We start from the raw sequence: 23,851 nt of genomic DNA, 5'->3' as shown, positions 1-23,851 counted from the left end.
AGTCGTTGGCAAGGGAATCGTTACCCATCGAAGCGACAGACAATTAAACCGTTAAAAACAGACAGGTACTCATCTATGACGCAGGAGTTGAGCCGGATTTTATATGTGGAGGATGACCCGGATATCCAGGCCATCGCGATGATGGTGCTGGAAACCATCAATGGTTTTACCGTAGAGGCCTGCAATTGCGGGGGCGATGCGCTGGAAAAAGCGGTCGCGTTTAAACCGGATCTGGTGCTGCTGGATGTGATGATGCCGGGGATGGACGGGCCGGAAACCCTCAAAGGGCTGCGCAGTTTTCCGGAACTGGCCACAACACCAGTGGTATTTATGACCGCCAAGGTACAGCCGCAAGAAGTGGAAGGCTATCTGAAACTGGGCGCAGTAGGGGTGATCGCAAAACCCTTTGACCCTATGACACTGGCGCAGGAACTGCGCGACATTTGGTCAAAACAGTAATGTAACCAGAGAGTCGTCATCCTCGCGCAGCGGGGATCCATAGGTTTTATCAACAACGTCAACAGCTGGACTCCCGCGAGCGGGAGTGACGATAGATAAACATTAAGAATATTTGCTCGTTTTCTTTTTCTCAGTTCTATACGGCGGGGATCTTGGATCAGCGCAGCGAATCCAGAGGCTTAACTAATCCCCGACCAAAGCACATCCAGATTTTTAAAACCCCAGTCATCGGGCGATTCGCGGCCGATGATTTTTTCTTTGCCCTGCAGTTTCGCCAAGTCCAGTGTCTCCTGAATAATGGGCATCTTGGATTTTGCCGAGAAAAATACCTTCACGGTGGGGGTGAGCAGTGATTTCTCATTCTGCTCAACGACAACTGCCAAGCGGCCGCTTTCCAGACGCACCAGTGAGCCGGTCGGGTAAATTCCCACAGTCTTCACAAATGCTTGAAAAATCGCTTCATCGAAGTGGCCTTTGCTCCACTCCGCCATCTTGCGGATGGAGTCAGCAGGCGACCAGCCTTTTTTGTAAGGGCGGTTGGAGGTGATGGCGTCATACACGTCGCACACGGCACCCATTTTGGCGTAGAGGCTGATGGTGTCGCCTTTCAGACCGTGGGGATAACCCGTGCCATCGACTTTTTCGTGGTGGTGCAGGCAGACATCCAGCACCATTGGGCTGACGTCGTAGCTCTCAATTAAAATCTTGGCTCCCACATCCGGATGGGATTTAACGACGGCGAATTCGTCGTCGGTCAGCTTGCCCGGTTTGTTCAACACTTTAAGCGGAATGCCGACCTTGCCAATATCGTGCAACAAACCCGCAAAACCCGCCTCACGTACCATGTCCTCGCTCAGGTTTAGCTGGCGTGCGAGCGCGATCATCAACGCGCAGACTGCAACAGAATGCATGTAGGTGTATTCATCGGCCGTTTTTAAGCGCGCCAGACTGATCAGCGCGTGGGGTTGGCGCAATACCGAATTGGATATGTCTTCTACCAGCGCCCGCGCCTCTTCGACTTGAATCGCCTTGCCCATACGGGCATCGCTGAACATTTCAATGACGGCTTCTTTGGCTTTGGCGCAAAGTGTGGCTGCGGTAGCAATTTCATCGGCGAGGGAGGTCTTTTCTGTGGATGCGGCTTTTGCAGCGGACAGCAATAAAGCATCGGTTTCGCGCTCGACTTCCTCTTCTGACTTACCCGGCACTGCCCCGTCAAGATCGGCACCTTTGGCTACGTCAATCCACAGCTCTTTAATGCCGCTGCTTTTAATGGTTTGCAGGTCGCTTTCATCCGTCAGCAAAAACTTGGTTTTCCAGAATGGATGCTCCATCCATGAACCGCAAAATTCACAAATGAACATTCCGAGCTGTAAGTCGTTGACAGCAATTCGCTTGAGCATGTGAGTCCAGAAAGTGAAGGTGGATGCCTGATCGAGCAGCATTAAAATGAGTATAGACAGTGTTTTTTATCGGGTAAGGCTGGCGTAAATTAATTCTTTTATAGGGCGCTTCCGGGATGTGAACAGGAGAGTGTTTGCCGGTTGGCTAAACCGGTGGATCAGACCTATTATTCAATACATTAACGGGAACTGTACCAGTGCTTGATCTTTGGCATGGGTTTAACTTCCTACATCAAGAGCTGATAATGAAAAGCCATCAAGTGGCTCACAACCTGTGTCAGGCATCGGTTACCCATGGATAAAAATGCTGAAATTGCCTTAAAACTTCAGGCGCTTCGGGCAGATTATGCCGCGCGTCTTCCCGCCGAAATCCAGCAGCTACGCAGTTTGGTTGAACACTTGACCAAACCCAATCCTGCCCTGCAGCTAGATGCGCTCAACCAGTTGCGCCAACGGCTGCATAAATTGGCAGGGTCCGCAGGCAGTTTTGGTTTTCCTGAATTAGGGAAACAAGCCAAAAAACTGGAATTGCAAACCCAGGCGTGGATCGACAGCAACCAGCTGGATCTCGGTTTGGTGCGCGTGTTTGCTGTCGCCGTGGCGGCATTGGATGGTTTGGCGCAAAACGATAGCCCGAAGAAAACCCCTGTGGTCTCGCAGCTCGCGCCGCTCAAAACCAATACGCTGATTTATGTGTTGGAGGACGATCAGGACATCGCCGACGAAGTCTGCATGACCTTGCGTCACTTTGGTCATCAGGTAGAACACTTCTCTACCATCGCCGCAGCAGAAGTCGAAGTGTTGCGCCGCCCGCCGGATTTTATGATTTGCGACATTATGTTTACCGAAGAAGGCCGTGAAACGCCCGAAGCGGTCGCCATTATGCAACAGCAGCTGCCGGTGCCTATCCCGGTGATTTTTGTTTCTACCCGCACCGATTTTGATGCCTACCATGCTGCCGTGCGCGCCGGTGCTGTGGGCTATTTTGTGAAGCCGCTGGACATCATCCGTTTGGTCGATTGCTTTGAGTATTATCTGGACCGCAACCGCAGTGCACCGCACAGGGTGTTGATTATCGATGATGATCTGGAATTGGCCGAGCATTACAAACTGGTGCTCAGCTCCGCGGATATCCGTGCAGAAGTCATTAATAATCCGCGCGAAATTTTTGAAAAGTTGCAGGATTTTCATCCCGAGCTGATTTTGCTCGATATCAATATGCCCGGTTGTAACGGGGCGGAGCTGGCACAGGTGATTCGCCTGAATCAGGATTGGCTGAGAATACCCATCACCTATTTGTCATCCGAGCTGGACGAAGAAAAACGTGCCAATGCCATGGGGCGCGCAGGCGATGATTTTCTCAGCAAACCAATGGGGGACCGCGAGCTGGTAACTGCCGTTTCGGTGCGCGCAGCGCGCAGCCGGCAACTGAGCGATGCGCTGGACCGCGACAGCCTGACCGGTTTGCTGAAGCACTCACGCATCAAAGAGCAGGTCGATGTCGAGCTGAGCCGCGCTATCCGGTCGGGCGAAAACCTCAGTCTGGTCATGCTGGATCTCGACCACTTCAAACAGGTCAACGACACCTACGGCCATCCCGCAGGTGACAAAGTGATCAAGGCGATTGCCCACCTGTTGCGTCAGCGTTTGCGTAAATCCGATGCGGTTGGGCGATACGGCGGTGAAGAGTTTGTCGCCGTGTTACCGCGCTGCGGTCGCGATGAAGCTCTGGCTCTGATGGAGGATGTGCGCCAGCGGTTCGGTGAGATCACCTTTACTGTTGACCAGCGCAGCTTCAATGTCACCCTCAGCGTCGGTATTGCCGCCTATCGCGAAGGTGTCGTGCGCGCCGAGCAATTGCTACATGAAGCCGATGCCGCACTTTATAGAGCCAAAGCAGAAGGCCGTAACCGGATTTGTATTTAATCCCCTTTCACTTACGTCGCATCCAAATTGTTACCACCATAAACACAACGCCCGGCATTTAGCCGGGCGTTGTCGTCTTTGGTAAATCTGGCGTGCTTACTCAAGTTCATCCGGATCTGGTACTTCAGGCGGTGTGCTGTCTTCGGTGGGTACCGGCACATCGCGGTTCATATCTTCCAGGTATCGCTTCGATTTTTCACCGCTCATAGGCGCTTTGCCCGGTAAGAAATCGCCTTCGGTTTTGACCAGCTTGTCGTTTTCAAAATACACAGTGTAAAGGTACTGGGTAATCTCGCCTTGCGAGCCACGGCGTACACTGTAAGGATAATCCCAGCGGTCATCATTAAAGGTATCTGGCAGCAAGGTATTGCCAAGAACAAAGCGCACTTGACGTTTGGACATGCCCAACTTGAGCTGGTCTACCATCTCCTGGGTGATGATATGGCCCTGCTGGATACCGACTTTATACACACCAGGAAAGCGGAAGCTGGAGCAAGCGGTGAGGCTGGATGCTAAGACAAGGGCCAGAAAAACACGGCTGGCTAATTTCATACTAGGGCTTCCACTAACGAAAATGAACGCGGATAATACCCGAACCACAGGAACACTGAGAAGGGTTTGGGGGAAATAATGGCAGACGGTAACCACGAACTGCGCAAAGCGGGTCTTAAAGTGACCTTGCCACGTGTGAAAATTTTGCAAATGCTGGAGTCCTCTGAACAGCATCACATGAGCGCGGAAGATGTGTATAAAGCGCTGATGGAGCAGGGTGATGATGTAGGCTTGGCAACTGTCTACCGGGTACTGACCCAATTTGAAACTGCCGGTTTGGTAGCGAGACATAATTTCGACGGCGGTCATTCTGTATTTGAAGTTGCGCGCGGCGAACACCATGATCACATGGTCGATATAGATACCGGCAACATCATTGAGTTCCATAATGATGAAATTGAAACCTTGCAAAAACGCATTGCAGCAGAGTATGGTTTCGAATTAACTGATCACAGCTTGGTGTTATACGTAAGGAAGAAACGCTGAGTGTTTCAGAGCAAGTGTTAGGCGAGTAATGTTAGTGAAGAAAGAAAATGTTTTAGCAAGAAAACGTTAGTGCTTGATATGCGTAAGCATAGGTGTTATGAAAGAAACGTTGATTTGTATTACTGCTTGAGGGCGCGTTTATCGCGCCCTTTTTATTTCCGGTTTTTTATCCGGTGTGATGGATCGGATGGTCAGTAATGCCCATTATTGAAGCGCATTAAGGTTCAATGGCTAACATTTCACGGGCGTGAGCGAGCGATTGGTCTGTAATTTTCAAGCCGCCAAGCATGCGCGCAATTTCCTCTACCTTGCTGTCCCCCACCAGCTCAACCAGTGTTGATTCAGCACTTTTTTTGCCCGCTGTTTTGACCACCTGCAAATGCTGATGCCCTTTACTTGCGACCTGTGCCAGATGGGTTACGCAGATAACCTGACCTTTTTCGCCCAGCTGCCGCAGCAATTGCCCCACAACATCGCCAGTTGCGCCGCCAATCCCGACATCCACTTCGTCAAATACCAAGGTTGGTGTGGCGGATGTTTGCGCAGTAATCACCTGAATCGCAAGGCTAATCCGTGACAGCTCGCCACCCGATGCGACTTTGGCCAAGGGGCGCGGTGCCTGACCAGGGTTGGTGCTGATCAGGAATTCCACCTCTTCCAGACCGTTGGCATTTGGCTTATCACCCAAAGGAATCAGGCTAACGCTCAGCTTGGCATTTTCCATCGCCAGCAGTTTGAGTTGTTCGTTGACTTGCTTGGCGAGATTGTTACCTGCTTTGTTGCGTTTGGCAGACAGTTGCTCCGCCAGTTGGCGATAGGCTTTTTCTGCTTGCTCAACTTGCAGCGCTAGTTGATCGAGCTTGGCGTCGCCACCGTTTAGTTGTTCCAGTTCTGCGCTGAGTTGGTCGACAAAACCGGGCAGTTCTTCCGGTTGGATTCGGTGCTTGCGCGCCAGATCGTAAATCGCCGACAAGCGATCTTCCACTACCGCCAAGCGCGCTGGGTCAAGATTAAAACTGTCGATATGGCGATCGATCTCGTGTTGCGCCTCTTCGACTTGAATCTGTGCACTGGCCAATAATTCTTCTGCAGCCAACAGCGCAGCCGATTTTTCTGGCAGGTTGCGCAAAATGTGCAGCGCGCGGTGCAGGTTTACGCTCAGCCCCTGCTCTTCATCGCTACAAAAAGCAGCCAGTTGTTGGCTGCCGCGCATAATGTCTTCGGCATTGGCGAGGCTGCGCTGTTCGGCCTCCAGTTTCACCAATTCGCCCGGTTGAAGCGCGAGCTGCTCCAATTCATTAAATTGATAACTCAATAATTGGAAGCGTGCACTGACATCCGCAGCGTTGTCGCGCAGATGGATAAAGTGCTCAAGCCGGCTTTGCCATTCGCGAAACGCCAGGCGCACCTGCTTGGCTAATTCAGTTTGACCTGCAAATTCATCTATCAAGCGGCGATGGGTGTCTTTTACCAGCAGTGATTGATGCTCATGTTGGCTGTGAATATCCAGCAGCATCTCACCGAGGATGCGCAACTGCTGCAGGGTTACCGGTTGGCCATTAATGTAGGATTTCGATTTACCTTCATTATTAACCAGTCGGCGCAGCAGGCACTCTTGCGGATTATCCGGTTGCTGCAAATCCATATTGAGCAGCCATTCCTGGGCGCTGGGAATGGCGCTGGTATCGAAGGTGGCGGTGATGTCGGCACGGCTGGCACCCTGTCTCACCCTATCCGCTTCCGCACGGTCGCCCAAGGTAAGCGCAAGCGCATCCAGCATGATCGATTTGCCTGCCCCTGTCTCGCCGGTAATGACGGTCATTCCTGGTTTGATATCCAGATCGAGCCGTTCAACCAAAGTGAAGTTTTGGATATTCAGGTGAGTCAGCATGGATGCCTCGCGAGTTGTGCCACGCAACAAATAAAAGAATGCGCCAATAAAAAAGCCAGACATTTATATTAATAAAATGTCTGGCTATTTATACAGTATGTTTTGTTTGTGTAGCAAGCTGCGGCCGGGAGAATCTTCGGCCGCGGGGTGTTATTACAGGCGGAAGCCTTCCAATCTCCGGCTGAGCTCATCGGAAGCATCGCGGATTTGCTGCGATGCCAGCAAGGTGCCGCGCGCGGCATCTTTAGTGCCTAGCGATGACTGCTCCACATGGCTTACGTATTCGAGGATCAAACTGCTGGCTTGTACGTGTTCGATCAACGAGTTGCCGATATGAGCCACCATCTTGGCGACTTCATCAGTCTCCAGGCGTACGCTCTCAACAATTTCGCCGCCCTGACGGGTTTGGCTGATGCCTTCTTTTAATTGCACCACCATGTCGTCCATATTTTGTTTGGCGACACGGCTGGAGTTTTGTACGGCGGTAATGGTATCGCTGATTTCGGTAGTCGCCTGCGTGGTGCGTTGCGCAAGTTGGCGAACCTCATCGGCTACTACCGCAAAACCACGCCCTTGCTCACCTGCCCGCGCTGCTTCAATCGCGGCGTTGAGGGCAAGCAAGTTGGTTTGGTTGGCAACTTCGCTAATCACCGAGATAACGGCTGAAATACTGTTGATCCGGTTGGCGAGGTCATCAATGCTGCCCTGGGTTTGGATCACGCTGTTGTCGATCTCCACAAAGCTTTTGACCGCACTGGAAATTAATTTCTGGCCTTGGTTTGCGGTTTTGGATGCATGGTCAGTTTGGTTGGTCGCCACCTTGGCCTGCTGCATGGCATCTTTGGTCTGCATGTTGAATTCTTCGGCAGAGGACGCAATTTTGATGGTGTTGACGCTTTGGTCTTCGGCCATTGCCGTGCTGGTTTCCGCTTTATGAACAATATCGTCACTGATGGAATGCAGGCGCGACACCATTTGTGAAATCCCGCCAATCACCTCGCGCAGTGCATGGCGCATGCGCACTACCGAGCCATAAATACTGTCTTCCGGCGCATTGTGTACGCCGCGCTCGGTCAGATCGCCACTGGCGACGGCGCGTACCAGTGTCAGCACTTCTTTCAATTCGGCACCCAAGCCGCTGTCGAGTCTGCGCGCAAATACCACCACCGGCACAACAATCGCCAGCATCACCAGCATACAGATGGTCAGTTGCCATTTTGCGGTTTCCCAGAAGCGTGCATTCACTTCATTAAATCCGATCCCGGTTCCTACCACCCAATTCCAGCGGGGTGACAGTTTGGCGATCGATAACTTTTCTTCGATGGAGCCGTCAGCTTGTTTTTGTGTCCAGTTGTAGCGCGCGAGCTGGCCGTTGGCTTTTTCTACGGCTCTTTGCAGTATTTCACCCACGCTCTGACCCTTGCCATCGCGGAACTCGTGAAAGCTGGTGCCGTGGATTTGCGGATCGAGCGGCGCTGCAACAAAGTTCAGCTTTTCATCGGCAACGTAAACGTATTCCGACTTGTGATAGATATTGTTGCGCAGCAAGGTAGTGGCGATTTTTTTCGCTGTCTCATCGTCCATTTCGCCCCGGGCTGCCATTTGCTCCATTTGGATGACGGTAGCGTAGGTGCTATTGAGTAATTGCTCGACGCGGGCAGCGTTGTCTTTCTCGCTGGAATAGCGAACCGTATAGAGCCCGATCAGCATGATTCCCAGCAAACCGACAAAGATTTGGGCGGAGAGTATCCAGATTTTGACGCGCAGTGACATTGTGCCCCCTGGCAGTGGCTAAGTTATGAACAGTGAGATCGCCGACCTTATGCTCACAAGACAACGTTGTCAAATGATTTTTTGTTTCATAAGGCAAACGTTTACGTCCAAGTAATCCTGGAAGAACTTGCACGCCAGTTTGGCGCATAAATCTTCATTTTTGCACCAAAGGCGTGCAAATTCCGGCCGCTATAGGCTAGTTGCAGCTAGCGGATGATCATGGCTGTAACAAGGTTAATTTGAGTATAGAAGCAATTTTCCAAAAGCAAGCGATGCCTGATTGCTGGTGGTAAATCGCTGCTGCTCCCTTTAGCTATCGGCGGCGATGGGAAAAACTTTGGCAGAAAACTTGAATCCCCCGCTGCTAGCCCCATATAGCGACACAGTCATTAAAGCGGGATTTGTGCCAATCATTTGGCCGGTACCGCGCAACCTGTGATGGGAGAGATTAGCGTGTCAACCCAAGACTATACCGATATCCAAAACACTACTGAGCCCCAGAATCCGGCAGAGGAAGTGACCGAGCAAACACAAGCAGAAGCATCAGACATCAGCATTGAAGCACTGCAAGCCCAACTGGCTACTCTGGCTGCCGGTTATGAATCTGCTAAAGAGCAAGCCTTGCGCGCCCAAGCCGATGCGCAAAATGCCCGCCGTCGCGCAGAGCAAGATGTGGAAAAGGCACACAAGTTTGGCTTGGAAAAAATGGTAAATGATTTGCTGCCTGTGGTTGATAACCTGGAGCGCGCACTGGCGGCTATCGATACGGGCAACGAAGCCTTGAGTGCGGTTGTGGAGGGCATTCAACTTACTCACAAGTCTTTTGTCGATGCGCTCGCTCGCCATCAAGTCATTGCAGTAAGCCCGGTAGGTGAGCCTTTCGATCCCAATTTGCATCAGGCGGTTTCTGCAGTACCTAATCCCGACGTTGAACCCAATACGGTCATCAACTGTTTCCAAAAGGGTTATACCTTGCATGGTCGCTTGGTGCGTCCAGCAATGGTTGTGGTTTCCAAAGCGCCATAACGGTTGAATGTCATCGCGCGGTTGCGCAAGTTTCGTACAGATTTTTTTTAGTGCGACACTTGAATTCAAATGCCGCGCGCCAATATAGAAACCAACTGCAATCGAAAGCGCAAAACATTTATGTCAGCGCGATTAGAGCAAGCGATCCACACAAGTCATTAACATCCGGTGCGTGACAATCTCATGCACCCAGCAACAAATAGAATTTTTCAGGAGCAACACCATGGGTAAAATTATCGGCATCGACTTGGGTACTACCAACTCTTGCGTCTCTGTACTCGAAGGCGGCAAGCCAAAAGTGATCGAAAATGCCGAAGGCGATCGCACCACGCCATCGATTATTGCGTTTACTAACGACGATGAGATTCTGGTAGGTCAATCGGCCAAGCGTCAGGCTGTCACTAACCCGCACAATACTTTGTTTGCGGTAAAACGTTTGATTGGCCGCAAATTCAAAGACGACGTTGTGCAGAAGGACATCAAAATGGTGCCCTACAAAATCGTCGCTGCCGATAATGGTGATGCCTGGGTAGAAGTGAAAGGCGATAAAAAAGCACCGCCACAAATTTCTGCTGAAGTATTGAAGAAAATGAAAAAAACCGCTGAGGATTATCTCGGCGAAAGCGTGACTGAAGCAGTCATTACTGTTCCTGCTTACTTCAACGATTCACAACGTCAAGCGACTAAAGATGCGGGCCGTATCGCAGGTTTGGATGTAAAACGCATTATCAACGAACCAACTGCTGCAGCACTGGCTTACGGTTTAGATAAAGGTGTAGGTGATCGCACCATTGCGGTATACGACTTGGGTGGTGGTACTTTCGATATTTCGATTATCGAAATTGCTGACGTAGATGGTGAACATCAATTCGAAGTGCTTTCAACCAACGGCGATACTTTCCTTGGTGGTGAAGACTTTGACATGCGCTTGATCGAATTCCTGGCGGAAACTTTCAAGAAAGATACCGGCATCGATTTGCACAACGATCCACTGGCACTGCAACGTTTGAAAGAAGCGGCAGAGAAAGCCAAGATCGAATTGTCATCCAGCCAACAAACCGAAGTGAACTTGCCATACATCACTGCTGATGCAACTGGTCCAAAACACTTGGTAGTAAAACTGACTCGCGCGAAGCTTGAGTCTTTGGTGGAAGATTTGGTTACCAAATCCATGGAGCCAGTAAAACAAGCCATTAAAGATTCTGGCAAATCCATCAGCGAAATTGATGATGTGATTCTGGTGGGCGGTCAAACCCGTATGCCACTGGTACAAAAAGCAGTAGCCGATTTCTTCGGCAAAGAAGCGCGTAAAGATGTAAACCCGGACGAAGCCGTTGCAATCGGTGCAGCGATCCAAGGCTCCGTATTGTCGGGCGATACCACCAACGTATTGTTGTTGGACGTAACCCCACTGACCCTGGGTATTGAAACCATGGGCGGTGTTGCAACGCCATTGATCGACAAAAACACCACGATTCCGACCAAGAAATCGCAAATTTTCTCGACTGCGGACGACAACCAAACTGCCGTGACTATTCATGTAGTGCAAGGTGAGCGTAAACAAGCGTCGCAAAACAAATCGCTTGGTCGTTTTGATTTGGCTGACATTCCGCCTGCACCACGCGGCATGCCACAAATTGAAGTGACATTTGACATCGACGCTAATGGTATTTTGAACGTGAGCGCGAAAGACAAAGCCACAGGTAAAGAGCAATCGATCGTGATCAAAGCATCTTCTGGTTTGAGCGATGAAGAAATCCAGAAAATGATCAAAGACGCGGAAGCCAATGCCGAGTCAGATCGCAAGTTTGCAGAGGTCGTCACCGCGCGCAACACTCTGGAAGGTTTGATCCACGCAACGGAAAAAACCGTGAAAGAAGCGGGCGATAAAGCCACTGCAGAAGAAAAATCTGCAATCGAAGCTGCGTTGGTTGAAGCACGTGATGCAGCGAAAAGCGATGATCTTGCGAAAATCGAAGCAGCAACAACCAAGCTGACTGAAGCTTCAGGTTCGCTTGCGCAAAAACTGTATGCCGAGCAACAAGCTGCAGGTGCTAACGCCGGTGCTGGTGCACAACAAGCCGGTGGCAACAGCAAAGCAGCAGATGACGGCGTAGTGGATGCTGAATTCGAAGAAGTGAAAGAAGACAACAAATAAGTCTTCGATTGCTTGGCTGTAAGTACCAATAACAAATGCGGGCTCATGCCCGCATTTGTCATGTAAGAATCCGGCAAATGTAGCCCGTATGGAGTCTAACGAAATACGGGGAATGTTTTAAATGATCAGTCCCGTATTACGCTAGGCTCCATACGGGCTACGATGAAATTATTATTTGAAATGTAAACCACATTTCTACTATCGGTGTAACCATGGCAAAACGCGATTACTACGAAGTCCTCGGCGTCAAAAAAGATGTAGACGCAGCTGAATTGAAAAAAGCATACCGCCGTGTGGCGATGAAATTTCACCCGGATAGAAACCCGGATGATCCATCGGCGGAAGAAAAATTCAAAGAAGCCAACGAGGCTTACGAAGTTCTTTCGGATGACAACAAGCGCGCAGCTTATGATCGCCACGGTCACGCAGGTGTTGATGGTCAGGGCGGCATGGGTGGTGGCGCAGGCTTCAGTAATTTCAGTGATATTTTCGGCGATGTGTTCGGCGATATTTTTGGTGGCGGGCGCGGTGGTCGCGGTGGCCCCAGTCGCGGTTCCGATCTGCGCTACAACCTCGAATTAAATTTGGAAGAGGCCGTCAAAGGCACCAGCGTACAAATTAAAGTACCTACGTTGGTGTCTTGTAAAACCTGTGACGGTTCCGGTGCAAAAGCAGGCAGTAAACCTGTGACCTGTACTACCTGTGGTGGCCACGGCCAAGTGCGCATGCAACAGGGCTTTTTCTCTGTGCAGCAAACCTGCCCCACTTGTCGTGGGCGCGGCACAATTATTTCAGATCCGTGTAAATCCTGTAGCGGCCAAGGCCGTGTAGAAGAAACCAAAACCTTGCAAGTCAAAGTGCCTGCAGGTGTGGATACCGGTGACCGCATCCGCTTATCCGGCGAGGGTGAAGCTGGTGCAGACGGAGGGCCAAGCGGTGATTTATACGTGCAAGTCCACGTGCGTGAACACAATATTTTCAAGCGTGACGGTGCCGATTTGTATTGCGAAGTCCCGATTGATTTTGTCGATGCCGCACTCGGTGGCGAGCTTGAAGTGCCAACGCTTGATGGTCGCGTAAAACTGAAAGTGCCGCCCGAAACCCAAACCGGAAAACTCTTCAAATTACGCGGCAAAGGTGTAACACCCGTACGCGGCGGCGGCGTAGGTGACTTGCTCTGTCGCGTTGTAGTGGAAACACCAGTTAACCTCACCGGCAAACAAAAAGAGTTACTCAAAGAATTCCAAGCGACAATGAAGGGCGGAAAATACTCGCCCAAACAGTCGAGTTGGTTCGATGGGGTCAAGAAGTTTTTTGGTGAGTAAGTAATATTTAAACTTAAAAAGCCGATTCGAGAGAATCGGCTTTTTTATTGCGATCAACTAAATGTAGGTTGGTGCTGAGCGCAGCGATGCCCAACATCGATGTATATTGCAGGCTCGGTGGTCATCGTTACACTCCAACCGCACCCATGCGACACATGTGGTAATTTATTCGCAAGGAATTGAAATCGCGTTGGGCATCGCTGCGCTCAGCACCAACCTACGGAACCTTGAAGAAATATTATTGTGAATAAAAAAGAATTGTTATCGGGTTTGGTGTTGGCGGCTTTGGTCATAGGGTTGGTCATGTTGGGTTGGCTGCCGGTTGCTAATGCGATTGGTTTGGTGGGGGTTGCATTTCTTGCGTGGTTTTTCCGCAAAGAAGAATTGAGCCCTTGGATTAAGACAGGTTTATTTTTATTGTTGGTGCCGCTGGCGTTTTGGGTGGCGAGTTATGAGCCGCAAGGGTTTGCGTATCCGTTGTTGTTGAGTTTGGCGGGTGATGCAGGAGAACCAGCGCGCTATGAGTTGTCGGTTGATTTTGCTAAAGGAATTGCCGGGTTTTTATTGTTGTATTTGCTTTGGCCAAAACGAATGGCCAATGAATGGGTTGCGGATAAATGGATTTCTGCATTGTTTGTGTTACTCGCTTCGCTAATCATAATCGGTGTTGCGATTTTGGTGTTGGGTTTACAATGGCAGCCCAAGCCTATTGAGCAAATCCTGCAATTTGCAGCGGTGAGTTTGCTAATCACCTGCTTAGCGGAAGAAGTGTTTTTGCGGTTTTTATTTCAGCACAATTTGCGCAACGCAGTTGCTAGTGTTACCGCTAATCGCGCACTGCAAGAGATCATCCCGCTTGTTCTGGTGACCTGTGTTTTTGTTGCAATTCATTCAGGGCTTAGCGGCGCGGCTGTTTGGGTGTATGCGCTGGCGGGATTTTTGTACGGGCTGAGTTACACGCTGGGCAAACATATCGTTTATCCGATTGCGCTGCACTTTCTGGTAAACCAAATCCACTTTTCGTTTTTGACGTATCCATTGTGAAAGTTAGTGCGAGTTACCGCGTTTTACGCATATTTATATGATTCCTGTTTTTTTGTTGTAGTTTTTTTATCGATAGCACTTCTGTATTGAAAAAGCGATTTTAAAAATGCCGCCGTAAACAGCGGCATTTTTTATTGGAGCCTATGTTGCGAGATGGAGGTTGCAGACTCAGTGTTTCTCAAGCGCGCGTTTAAGTGCGTTGAATGTATTATCACCCTGGTCAAACTCTGTAAAACGCGCTGTTTCTATACCGTCTTCAAATACAATCAGTGTGGGATAACCGCTGACTTTAAAGCGGCGGAATTCATCGTTGTTATCATCCATCGCAACCTTATAAGGCAGTGAGAATTTTTTGCTGTACTCTTCTACATCCTTCGCTTCTGTCCATAAGTGTGTCACGTATGCACTTAGCTGAAGGCCGGGTGTGGAGCGATAAAGTTTATCGACGGCTTGCTGTGCATAGATGCAGTTATTGCTGATTTCCGGATGAATATCTTTCATATACCAATCGCACCAGGTTGCAGAGAAATAGACGAGTGATACACCCGATGGCAGTGGTTTGGCCTGAGTCTGATGTACGGTGCTGGTGTTTACTCCTTGTGCAGAAACTGCGGAATTTTTTGCTAACAGCGCTAATTGTTGCGCAAGTTGCGCATCATCTTTATAGGTGGTGTACACCACTTCCCCTTTGCGATTGATGAGTACGTGAAATGGGGTTCCTTTAAACTCAAAATTGCCCGCAATAGTACCGTTATTATCCATAAGGATAGGAATGGTGAGCTGGTTTTTCTGCTGCAACTTCTTAATCGCTTCATCGGTTTCATTGATATTCAGGTTTACTGCAAACATCGCGATTTGATCGCGATGCTTTTGGTAAGCCTGTTCAAGGCTAGGCAGTTCATGCCGGCATTCAAGGCACCAGGTTGCCCAGAATTTTAAATACACGGGCTTTGTGCCAATCACAGCTTGCAGTGATGTTTTTTCCCCTTCAAAAATTTGATACTGATTTTCCAATAGTAACGGCTTGGCTTGTAGGCTCGCTGATAGCGATATGAATAAAGCCAATAGCCAGTAATGTTTACGCATAAGGCAACTCCTGTGCGGATGTAAATTAAAAATTCGGTGCAAAATTAAACCCTACCGCGATGCGGTTCCATGCATTAATGGTTGCGATGGCCGCGCTCAGATTGACGATTTCTTTTTCGTTAAACTGCTCGCGCACTTCAGTAAAACAGGCATCGCTCACGCCGTGATTGGAAAGTTGTGTGAGTGCTTCAGTCCACGCCAATGCGGCGCGCTCGCGTGCAGTAAATATTGCCACTTCTCGCCATGCAGGCAGAACATCCAAACGGTGTTGCTGTTCGCCATCTTTTCGCGCTTCGTTGGCGTGCATGTGTTGGCAAAAAGCACAGCCATTGATTTGCGATGCACGCAATTTCACTAAATGAATTAATGAATGTTCCAATTCACCCGCAGCCGCATTGCCTAAATCAATCAGTGATTTGAGGATTGCGGGTTGGAGTTTGTATACGTCGGGTTGTTTGATTCGCTGTTGCATGCTGTGCTCCTGTTAGGTGTTAAGAGCGTTCATCATGCGGTTTCACGTGGGCAATGGATTGTATTTTTGCGACATCTTTTTAAGGCGATATTGGTTTGGTGTTAACCCGGTGATTTTCTGGAATTGGCGAATGAAATGCGCCTGGTCATAAAAACCGGTATCCACCGCTATCTGCACCAGCGGTTGGTCGGGGCTTTGGCTGATGAGCGCGCGCGCGAGTTTGATGCGGTGCAATTGTTTGACTTGTGCAGGGCTAAAACCCACTTCCACCTGGAATTTGCGCTCCAGCTGGCGCAGGCTAATGGGCAGTTGCGAGCTTAAATCGGCAATCGGTTCCTGCGCGAGCATCAAGCGCGGCAATAATTGCTGCACCAATCCACTTGCAGCTTGGGTGATGTTCGCGCGCTCCAGCAGCCAAGTATCAATCAGGGTTAGGCGCTGGCTGATCTCACTCGCTTCCGCCAATTGATATTGGAGTTGTTCGATATCGGGTAAGGCCAGCGCATCGGCAGAAAATTCGTCCTGGGTGAGTGCGGACATTTCCACCCCTAACAATTGGAATGCCCCGCCGGGATGGAAGCGGATACCTATGCGATGAATAGATCCGGTAAACACCATTTTGCCGGAGGTCTTTGTGGCGTTGAAGCTGGCCACAGGCAGCTCACCGCTCGCAAAATCCAGCCCCAAACTGCTGCCCGCATCGGGGTAAACCGTTTCACTCAGGCTGTGGTCAGGCAGTTGATCGCGCCGTGCAATCCAATAGCATTGCACCCACGGGCGTAGCTGTGGGTGCGGCATAAAACGCTGGAAGCCAAGATGTTGCAGGCTATTAAAGGGCGCGTTGTTAATGGATTGCGGATGATAGGGAGCCATAACGATCATCAGAAAGTTTGATGGAGTTCAAAGGATATTACATCCGAAGCGCATTTGTGGTGTTTATGATGGCATTCATATCGTCATTCATAAAACATTCAGCCCTGCGCGTTAGTCTGCTGGTCTGCGTGCGCTTAGGTGCAGTTAAGGTGCGGTTAAAGCCCAGTTAAAGTCCAGCTAAAGTGCAGTAAATATTCTACATATCATGAGATAAAGGAGTCGCTATGTTGCGTCGGGTATTGTCATTCGGAGTTGTTTTTCTCGCATTGATTGGGGTCTCTGCCTTGGTCGGGCAGTCTGCTTATGCCGATTGGGAAGAGGATCATCCCTTATTCTCTGCCTACCCCAATGCCGATCTTGAACAGGCGCAAATGTATGACTACGAAAAATTTTCATTTCCGGCATCGGTTGTGGATGTCAGCCAAAAAAATCCGCAATTCACCAAAGTAGATGCCATTGGCGATGTGTACTGGCACAACTACGATATGGAAAATGTATCGTCTGTGAAGGTGTACGAAAATTATTTAGCCGCCGCTAAACAATTGGGATTCAAGGAGTTGTTTGCCTGCGCATTGGATGCCTGTGGCGATGAAAAACAAGCAAGGGAATTGGGCTCATTGGTCGCAGTGCGCGGCGATGTGTATAACCACCATCGCAACCCATACTACTGGTTAGGTGAGAAAGACACACCGAAAGGAAAAATTCTGGTCGCCTGGTTTGTAGGTGCATACGAAGACAGCGTCAGTTTGCAACAGGTGATTGTGGAAACCGAGCCACTGCAAACCGGATTGGTAAAAGTCGATGAAGCCTATGCAAATAAACCTGCTACAGCTACAGAAGTTGCACCGCTATCGGAAGAAGAAAAAGCAAAAGATCATTCCATGCTGCCGCGTTATCCCGGGGCAAAATTACGTAACCATCATAAAGTCGATACCGAAACAGTCACTATTCCTGTTGCCAATAATGCCACTGACAAAACGCCGCTGAAACTCACCGGTGATTTGGCCAAGCATGGTTACACTATGCAAAATGTATCCACACTAAAAGTGTATGAGAACTACAAAGCCGCACTGACAACGGCGGGTTTTAGTTTTATCTCCCAGTGTGAATTGGAACAGTGCGGTACAGAAAAACAAGCAAGCGATTTGGGTGATAAGGTTTCGATAGAGAACAGTGTCTACAACTGGTATCGCAAGCCCTATTACTTGTTGGCGAAAAAATCCCTACCCACAGGCAATGTTTACGCTGCCATTTTTATTGGTGGCTATGAAGATGAAGTGGGCTTGCAACAAATTATCCTCGAAGAAAAAGCCGTTCAGACCGGTTTGGTAAGTGTTAACGCCGATGAATTAAAACAGCAGATTGATGCAGACGGTAAAGCACTGATTTACGGAATTTATTTTGATACCGGAAAAGCGGAAATCAAAACCGAATCCAAACCTACGCTGGATGCGATTGCAGAATTGTTAAAACGCAATTCCGATTTATTGCTTTACGTGGTGGGTCATACCGACGATACCGGTGATGGTGCTGCAAATGTTACTTTGTCCAAGCAGCGTGCAGATGCTGTGGTTGCAGCATTGATAAAAGAGTACCAGGTTGCGGCCAACCGTTTGCAGGCGCAAGGTGTTGGCCCTTATGCGCCAGCAGGTAATAACACCAGCGATGCGGGCAAACAAAAGAATCGTCGAGTTGAGTTGGTAAAACGCTTGCGTTAATTCGTCGTTTTTCTGTATTGATAAGATCCCCGCATATGCGGGGATTTTTTTAACATCTTGCCATGTTGGATAAATTCTGGTCTGATAATCCCAGTCGCAACTTTACGCTTAACATAATAAAAAACCTGGCAGCTCTGGCGTGATTGGTATGACTAACATCGTGTTTATGTGCACATCGCGCGGATATTATTTGCTTGCATGTTTCTGGAGCCAGCCATGAAACCCATGTATGAAAAAGTCTTGCCTACCGAAAACTCCTCATGGCGCTATTGGCTGTATGCGCTCGATGAAATTCCTTTTAACTGGCACTATCACCCTGAATATGAAATTTGCCTGACGCTTAATAGCCGTGGGCAACGTTATATTGGCGATAACATTGCCAATTACAACGATCTGGATTTGGTATTGCTTGGCCCTAAGTTGCCGCACACCTGGCACTCAAAGGAATTGGTTGCGCCGGGGCAGCATTTAACCTATGTGGCGCAGTTGCCCACCAGTTGGATTGATTCAGTAGTGCAAATGCCGGAATTAAAACCACTCGGCGATTTGCTCGCAAAAAGTAAACGCGGTGTGGAATTTGGTACTGCGACTGCGCAGCAATGCCGTACACGTTTTGAGGCAATGGCGGATGCAACACCCATGCAACGTTTGTTGGGGCTGTTGGAAATATTGCAATTGATGCTGGATGACAGCGATGCACGCATGATCTCCAGTGATGGTTACGCACCGGTGAATTTTGCAGATTCAGCAACAGAAAAAATTGATCGCGTTATTGCGTATATTCACCAGCATTACACCAGCGATTTGTGCGCGGAGCAAATGGCAAAACTGGCGCACATGAGTACCAATCATTTTCACCGTTTTTTTAAACAGCGCACCGAGCAAACGTTTACTGAATTCGTCAACCAATTGCGTGTGGGTAAAGCCTGCTCATTATTGTTAACCACCGATTTCCCTGTGTCGGCAATTAGCTATAGTTGCGGATTTAATAATATCTCCAATTTCAACCGCCGCTTTTTGCAATTGAAGCACTGCACCCCGCGTGAATTCAAACGCAGCTACCAACATAATTAGTTTTTAAAAAAGAAAAAAGGCCGCATAACGCGGCCAAGAAAATCATTCCACGGGAGAGTGAAAAGATTCAACGCTGTAGTTACTTTTTCCAGTAATAGTGTTTTCAGTAATCTTTTTTAAACGCTTGTATCTTTAGTTACACACTTGGAATTCCACAATGCCGGAGCCGGAGCCAAAACGTTGCATGGTGTATTTTTCCAAATCAATCAAATAACCGTCACCGGCAAGGTTGGCAGTACAGCAACCGTTGCAATCGGAATCAGCGCAGGCGTCGTATACTTTTGCGGTAATGCGTTTGGTGCCCTGGCGCAAGTTAATGGTTTTAAGGCCGAGCCAGCTCCAATCTTTTAAGTGCACAGCAGCAATATTATTGGCCATCACCCATGACTCTGGTTGCTTGCCGGAGATGCCATAAAAATATCCGCTCCACAAACAGCCGTTATAAATCACACACTCGTCACTGCCGGGCGCAGGATAGGATTCATAGTTAGTCAGGTTCGCGCGATACCACGCCGAGCCGCAATCATTGCCGGCAACAGATGAACTTGATTTGCTAGATGCGACAGACGATTTGCTGCTCGATTTACTCGATGCCACCGATGATTTGCTGGAACTTTTTACCGACGATGCTGCTTTGGAAGAAGACGCTGCTGCATCGCAACTGCCGAGTAATTTCCACTCTTGCCACTGGCCGGAATAATTAGCCGGGCTATGGCCCTGCGACCACCACTGCGCCTGATAGGCTTTATTATTTTGTTTGACCTTGGCTCCGCCGTTGTAAACCGCACTGCTATTCCATTCGGCGATTCCGTTACAACTAATCGCCTGCACGTTTAAACACAAAAAGCTGCCGCTCAGTGCGACCCCAAAAACAGCCAGCCGTTTAAGCGCCCGCCCGATTGCCTTGCTCACAAGATGGTTCATATTGACCTCGATATTATTGTTGGCGTGGGATGCTCACATGAAAAATTATCCTTGTTGATAGATCCAATCCGTCATCCTGTGGCGATTCTGCCAAGCCCGCTTGAGGTAAAAATGTATTTTTGAATGCAAATTTGGCACTTTTCTATCAGCCCTTAAAAACAGCTCTTAAAAACTGGACATTGCGCCCATAAAAAAGCCCCCGCGAATTTTTTGTTCGCGGGGGCTTTTGTTTAACGCTGTACTGTCAGCGAAAAACTATTGTGGATAGCTAGTCACGCGCGGGGTTTGCACTGCAATACCCGGTGGGGTTGGATCGCCAGTGTTATTGATCACGCGTTGGATGCCGCCATCATTAGTCAGGTTCACCGTCACCATATGCTGGAATTTCACATTGGGTGATGTCGGGGTTTCTATTGCGCGCGACAGGAACACATTCGGGCGCAGGAATACGGCGTAGATGCCCATGCCGCGTGCGTCGTGTTGCGTTACGCTGTCAGCCACTTTGTAGGATGCCCAACCGTTTACGCCCGCTGCACTGCGCCATTGGTCTTGCGTAGGTGGATCGTATGGAATTTCAGACTGATAAAAATAAGTCTTGCCGTTGTTACCGTTCCACAGCACCTGATATTCCTGATAGTGCTCCACAAATAAACCGTAGGCCGATACGTTATTGCCGTTCACGATCAAGCCGTTGGCCGCGGTATTCAAGTCCCAGGCCACACCGTCGCCATGGTCGGCGCGCCACAACCAGGTGTGGTCGATGATCACGTCATTGCTGTTCACCAACAGGCTTACGCCCGCGCGGCCAACGCCGTTACCGCCCACGCGTACAAACACATCGTGCAATACCGTCGGGTTAGACGCGTGGCTGGCGTTGCTGCCGTTCTCCCCAATGCGGATCAATACCGGCGAATTGGTTACACCGGCATCGACCATCAAGTGCGATACGGTAACGCCGTCCACATCCGCCACTTCCAACACGCTATTGCCATTGGTTGGGGTCAGGGTCGCGTAACCCATGCCCAGTACGATGGTATTGGCGCGGTTGACTTTGATCGAGTCTGCCAGCGGGTAAATACCGGGTGTGAGCAGCAGGTTTTTGCCTTGGTTAAGCGCCGCGTTGATGGTGGTGGCGTTATCCACACCGGCGCGGGCAACGTAAAACTGGCTGATCTGCAGTGAGCTGCCTGCCGATTGTCCATTCGCCCATGACAGGCCTTTGCTGTTGGTGCGCAGTGACGGCACAAACACTTCGTAGTTGCCATTGTTCAGGTACAGGAATGGCTTCTCACGCACAACCGGTGTGCTATCGATAAAGGTATTGGCCGAGCTTGGCCAGGTGCCGCCGGGCAGGTTGTTGGCGATGCCCAAAAACACCATGTTCCACAGGCTGCCGGTCCAGCTGCCCCATTGGCTATTGCGCGATACCCACTGCTGCTGCGAGCCGGTGCCAATGTCGTAATCCACTTTGGAATCCGCCAGCCAGCCGCCGCTTGCCCAACCGCCGTAGTAGTGCAGGATCAGGTTGTTGTTGCGTACATGCATACGGCGCATCGGAGCCGCTTGGGATACTGACCAGAGCATGCCGCCGCCCGGTGGAGTCACCGAGAAGTTCTCAATGCCGCGCCAGAAGTTTTGGGTCGAGTTGTTGTTGGGCAGGACAGGATAAGACACTACTTGGCCAACGATATGCACATCATCCGGCAGCGCGCCCAAGCCGATCACATGGGTAAAGAATCCGACCGGAATCTCTACGTTGTAAGTGCCCGGCTTGAACATAATCGCATCGCGCGGTGTGCCGAATTGGTTATCGCGCTGGCGCTCGTAGATCTCGTTGATCTTGGCTTGGATCTGCGCTTGCGGCATCGCCGGATCAAAAATAGTCACGTTGCTGCCAAAGTTAACCGTTGTGCTGTCGCTCTCGGTGGATACCGGGAAAGGCGCGCTGGCTGCGGAAGCACCGACGCGGTTAATCGCCACCACGGTGAACGAGTAAACCGTATTGGGAGTCAGGCCGGTAATTACCGCATTGGTTGCGGTTGGCGATGCCACGAGAGTGCCGTTTTGATACACGCGGTAGCCCGTTGCATTGCACGGTGGAACTGACGTGAAAGGTGCAGTCCAGGAGAGTGTTAACGCATTGGTCGTCACCCCACTTGCCGTCAACCCTGTCGGTGCATTAAGCACACTGCCGCAGTGATCAGTAGATGATACTGATGAAGACGATAGCGACGATGAACGTGACGATGGGGCTACCGAAGAAGATGTTGCCGGTGTTGACGACGAGGTGACAGCAACAGACGAAGAGGTCGCCGGAACGGACGATTTGCTCGATGGTGCCACTGAACTTGAAGGCGCAATCGATGATGGCGCGGAAGATGACGGTGCTACCGAGGAAGGCGCTGACGATGAACCTGTCCCACCGCTGCGGCTGCCATACACATCAAACTCCCACAGCGAATAACCGTAACCGGTGCCGCGCGCCACACCATTCATGCGCACATAGCGGCCGCTGCCGGACAGCGTGATCTCGTCGATACCGCCATCGCCTGTGGTTGTGGAATAAACGGTTGACCAGTTGGTGGCGTTGTTGGACACCTGAATCTGGTACGACTTGCCATACGCCGCCTCCCAGTTGAGCACCACTTTGCTCAGGTTGGCACTGGAGCCCAGATCGAGCGTGATCCACTCGGCATCGTTAAAGTTGCTGCCCCAGCGGGTGGTGGTATTGCCATCCACCGCGCTCGCGGCGGTAAAGCCACCCTCTTGCGATGAGGCTGTCACCGGCGCATTGCGCGAGAGCAAACTGGCGGGCTGGCCAAATTGGCCGTACACCTGCATCTCCCACAGCGAATAGCCGTAACCGTTGGCGCGCGCCGTGCCATACATGCGCACGTAGCGGCCAGTGCCGTTAATAGCAAGGTCGTCAATGCCGCCGTCGCTGTTGGTTGTGGAATAGATATTGGTCCAGCTGGTGCCGTTGTCAGACACCTGGATCTGGTAAGCCTTGCCGTAGGCTGCCTCCCAGTTCAAGAGTACGCGATTGATACTGGCGACTTGCCCCAGATCGACCGTAATCCACTGCGGATCGGCAAATACACTGCCCCAGCGGGTACCGGTATTGCCATCCACCGCCATCGCGGCTGCCATACCTGCGCCTTCTTGCGAGGATGCTGCAACCGGTTTGCCTTGGGACAACAGCGTCTGCGCCGACGCTGCAGGGGAAAATACACTCAAGGCCAAGGGCACGCACAACGCCCCCAGCCGCACTAAATGCTGCTTTAACATGGTGGATACTCCTGAGTTATTTTTATGTAAGGACTTTTAGTTAATGGAAAGTTGGTTAATAGAACTGTGCCGTTAATAAAACTGTGTCGTGGGAATGGATTCGCGTGCCATCCCGGCCTGAATCCAGCCGCACATCACCGGTCTTCATCCATCAAAAAAGAAACGCTGCAGCCAGCAGTTCCTGTAACCAGAGAATGTGGTGCAGCCATTGTAAAAATCTGCACAACACTGTCGTCCTGACGGTTGCATCGAACGCAAATGGCCGTGTTCGGATAAGCCGCAACAAACCTACGGGTTAAAAATCATTGCTAATCAATTGATTAAGGTTTTCGCTCGGGCTGCGCATGAAAGAAGGGAAATGCATTTTTGTGAT

Annotated in this window: 18 protein-coding genes; 9 read left to right on the top strand and 9 right to left on the bottom strand. The window is 50.2% G+C overall.

The genetic code is table 11. From position 1 onward, the window contains the following. Nucleotides 1–75 precede the first annotated feature (75 nt). A complete protein-coding gene (locus VC28_RS13810) occupies nt 76–459 on the top strand; it encodes a response regulator (RefSeq protein WP_049631143.1) in 384 nt (127 codons plus the stop codon). A gap of 179 nt (nt 460–638) precedes the next feature. Here the strand turns inward: VC28_RS13810 and VC28_RS13805 are convergent, their stop codons facing one another. After that, nucleotides 639–1,862: an HD-GYP domain-containing protein gene (locus VC28_RS13805; protein WP_049631142.1), complete on the bottom strand. Its 1,224-nt coding sequence runs from the start codon at nt 1,860–1,862 to the stop codon at nt 639–641. Between the two features lie 294 nt (nt 1,863–2,156). On the opposite strand from VC28_RS13805, the gene VC28_RS13800 reads away from it, so the two are divergent. Next, nucleotides 2,157–3,788 carry a diguanylate cyclase gene (locus VC28_RS13800; protein ID WP_049631141.1) on the top strand — a complete coding sequence of 544 codons (1,632 nt, stop codon included), beginning with the start codon at nt 2,157–2,159 and terminating at the stop codon, nt 3,786–3,788. A 96-nt stretch (nt 3,789–3,884) separates the two neighbouring features. Here VC28_RS13800 and VC28_RS13795 read toward each other — a convergent pair whose 3' ends face one another. Beyond that, nucleotides 3,885–4,340 carry an outer membrane protein assembly factor BamE gene (locus tag VC28_RS13795; protein WP_049631140.1) on the bottom strand — a complete coding sequence of 152 codons (456 nt, stop codon included), beginning with the start codon at nt 4,338–4,340 and terminating at the stop codon, nt 3,885–3,887. A 78-nt stretch (nt 4,341–4,418) separates the two neighbouring features. Between VC28_RS13795 and fur the strand changes: the two genes are divergently transcribed. Further along, the gene (gene fur, locus VC28_RS13790) at nt 4,419–4,826 is read left to right on the top strand and encodes a ferric iron uptake transcriptional regulator (RefSeq protein WP_049631139.1); all 408 of its coding nucleotides are present in this window, start codon (nt 4,419–4,421) and stop codon (nt 4,824–4,826) included. 217 nt (nt 4,827–5,043) lie between these two features. Here the strand turns inward: fur and recN are convergent, their stop codons facing one another. Both recN and VC28_RS13780 read right to left on the bottom strand, forming a co-directional pair. Further along, nucleotides 5,044–6,717, bottom strand: a complete 1,674-nt coding sequence (gene recN / locus VC28_RS13785) for a DNA repair protein RecN (protein ID WP_049632413.1) — start codon at nt 6,715–6,717, stop codon at nt 5,044–5,046. 153 nt (nt 6,718–6,870) lie between these two features. Next, nucleotides 6,871–8,490, bottom strand: a complete 1,620-nt coding sequence (locus tag VC28_RS13780; RefSeq protein WP_049631138.1) for a methyl-accepting chemotaxis protein — start codon at nt 8,488–8,490, stop codon at nt 6,871–6,873. A 453-nt stretch (nt 8,491–8,943) separates the two neighbouring features. Between VC28_RS13780 and grpE the strand changes: the two genes are divergently transcribed. From grpE to VC28_RS13760, 4 genes are all read left to right on the top strand, one after another. Continuing rightward, a complete protein-coding gene (gene grpE / locus VC28_RS13775) occupies nt 8,944–9,516 on the top strand; it encodes a nucleotide exchange factor GrpE (RefSeq protein ID WP_231591764.1) in 573 nt (190 codons plus the stop codon). Nucleotides 9,517–9,739: 223 nt separating this feature from the next. Beyond that, entirely contained in the window at nt 9,740–11,674 is a 1,935-nt protein-coding gene (gene dnaK, locus VC28_RS13770) for a molecular chaperone DnaK (RefSeq protein ID WP_049631137.1), read from the top strand. 212 nt (nt 11,675–11,886) lie between these two features. Next, nucleotides 11,887–12,999 (top strand): molecular chaperone DnaJ, encoded by a 1,113-nt coding sequence (gene dnaJ / locus VC28_RS13765; protein ID WP_049631136.1) that lies wholly within the window; start codon nt 11,887–11,889, stop codon nt 12,997–12,999. 243 nt (nt 13,000–13,242) lie between these two features. Further along, nucleotides 13,243–14,043, top strand: a complete 801-nt coding sequence (locus VC28_RS13760) for a CPBP family intramembrane glutamic endopeptidase (RefSeq protein WP_049631135.1) — start codon at nt 13,243–13,245, stop codon at nt 14,041–14,043. 168 nt (nt 14,044–14,211) lie between these two features. Here VC28_RS13760 and VC28_RS13755 read toward each other — a convergent pair whose 3' ends face one another. The 3 genes from VC28_RS13755 to VC28_RS13745 are packed head-to-tail and all read right to left on the bottom strand — an operon-like array spanning nt 14,212 to nt 16,474. Then, nucleotides 14,212–15,129, bottom strand: a complete 918-nt coding sequence (locus tag VC28_RS13755) for a TlpA family protein disulfide reductase (RefSeq protein ID WP_049631134.1) — start codon at nt 15,127–15,129, stop codon at nt 14,212–14,214. 25 nt (nt 15,130–15,154) lie between these two features. Beyond that, complete coding sequence (locus tag VC28_RS13750) at nt 15,155–15,601, bottom strand: carboxymuconolactone decarboxylase family protein (RefSeq protein WP_049631133.1); 447 nt, start codon at nt 15,599–15,601, stop codon at nt 15,155–15,157. Between the two features lie 42 nt (nt 15,602–15,643). Then, entirely contained in the window at nt 15,644–16,474 is an 831-nt protein-coding gene (locus tag VC28_RS13745; protein WP_049631132.1) for an AraC family transcriptional regulator, read from the bottom strand. Nucleotides 16,475–16,698: 224 nt separating this feature from the next. Here VC28_RS13745 and VC28_RS13740 point away from each other — a divergent pair, with 224 nt between their 5' ends. Together VC28_RS13740 and VC28_RS13735 are read left to right on the top strand one after the other, a co-directional pair. Next, a complete protein-coding gene (locus VC28_RS13740; RefSeq protein WP_049631131.1) occupies nt 16,699–18,192 on the top strand; it encodes an OmpA family protein in 1,494 nt (497 codons plus the stop codon). A gap of 216 nt (nt 18,193–18,408) precedes the next feature. Further along, nucleotides 18,409–19,266: a helix-turn-helix domain-containing protein gene (locus VC28_RS13735; protein ID WP_049631130.1), complete on the top strand. Its 858-nt coding sequence runs from the start codon at nt 18,409–18,411 to the stop codon at nt 19,264–19,266. A 132-nt stretch (nt 19,267–19,398) separates the two neighbouring features. Here the strand turns inward: VC28_RS13735 and VC28_RS19315 are convergent, their stop codons facing one another. Next, entirely contained in the window at nt 19,399–20,190 is a 792-nt protein-coding gene (locus VC28_RS19315; protein ID WP_053094206.1) for a hypothetical protein, read from the bottom strand. Between the two features lie 255 nt (nt 20,191–20,445). After that, on the bottom strand, nt 20,446–23,478 hold the full coding sequence (locus VC28_RS19595; protein ID WP_082191542.1) for a discoidin domain-containing protein: 3,033 nt from the start codon (nt 23,476–23,478) through the stop codon (nt 20,446–20,448). Nucleotides 23,479–23,851 lie beyond the last annotated feature (373 nt).

Origin of the sequence: Cellvibrio sp. pealriver, from assembly GCF_001183545.1 — a bacterium.
Classification (GTDB): Bacteria; Pseudomonadota; Gammaproteobacteria; order Pseudomonadales; family Cellvibrionaceae; genus Cellvibrio.
The sequence above is the reverse complement of the archived record's forward strand: the minus strand, read 5'-3'. Positions and strand labels throughout refer to the sequence as shown.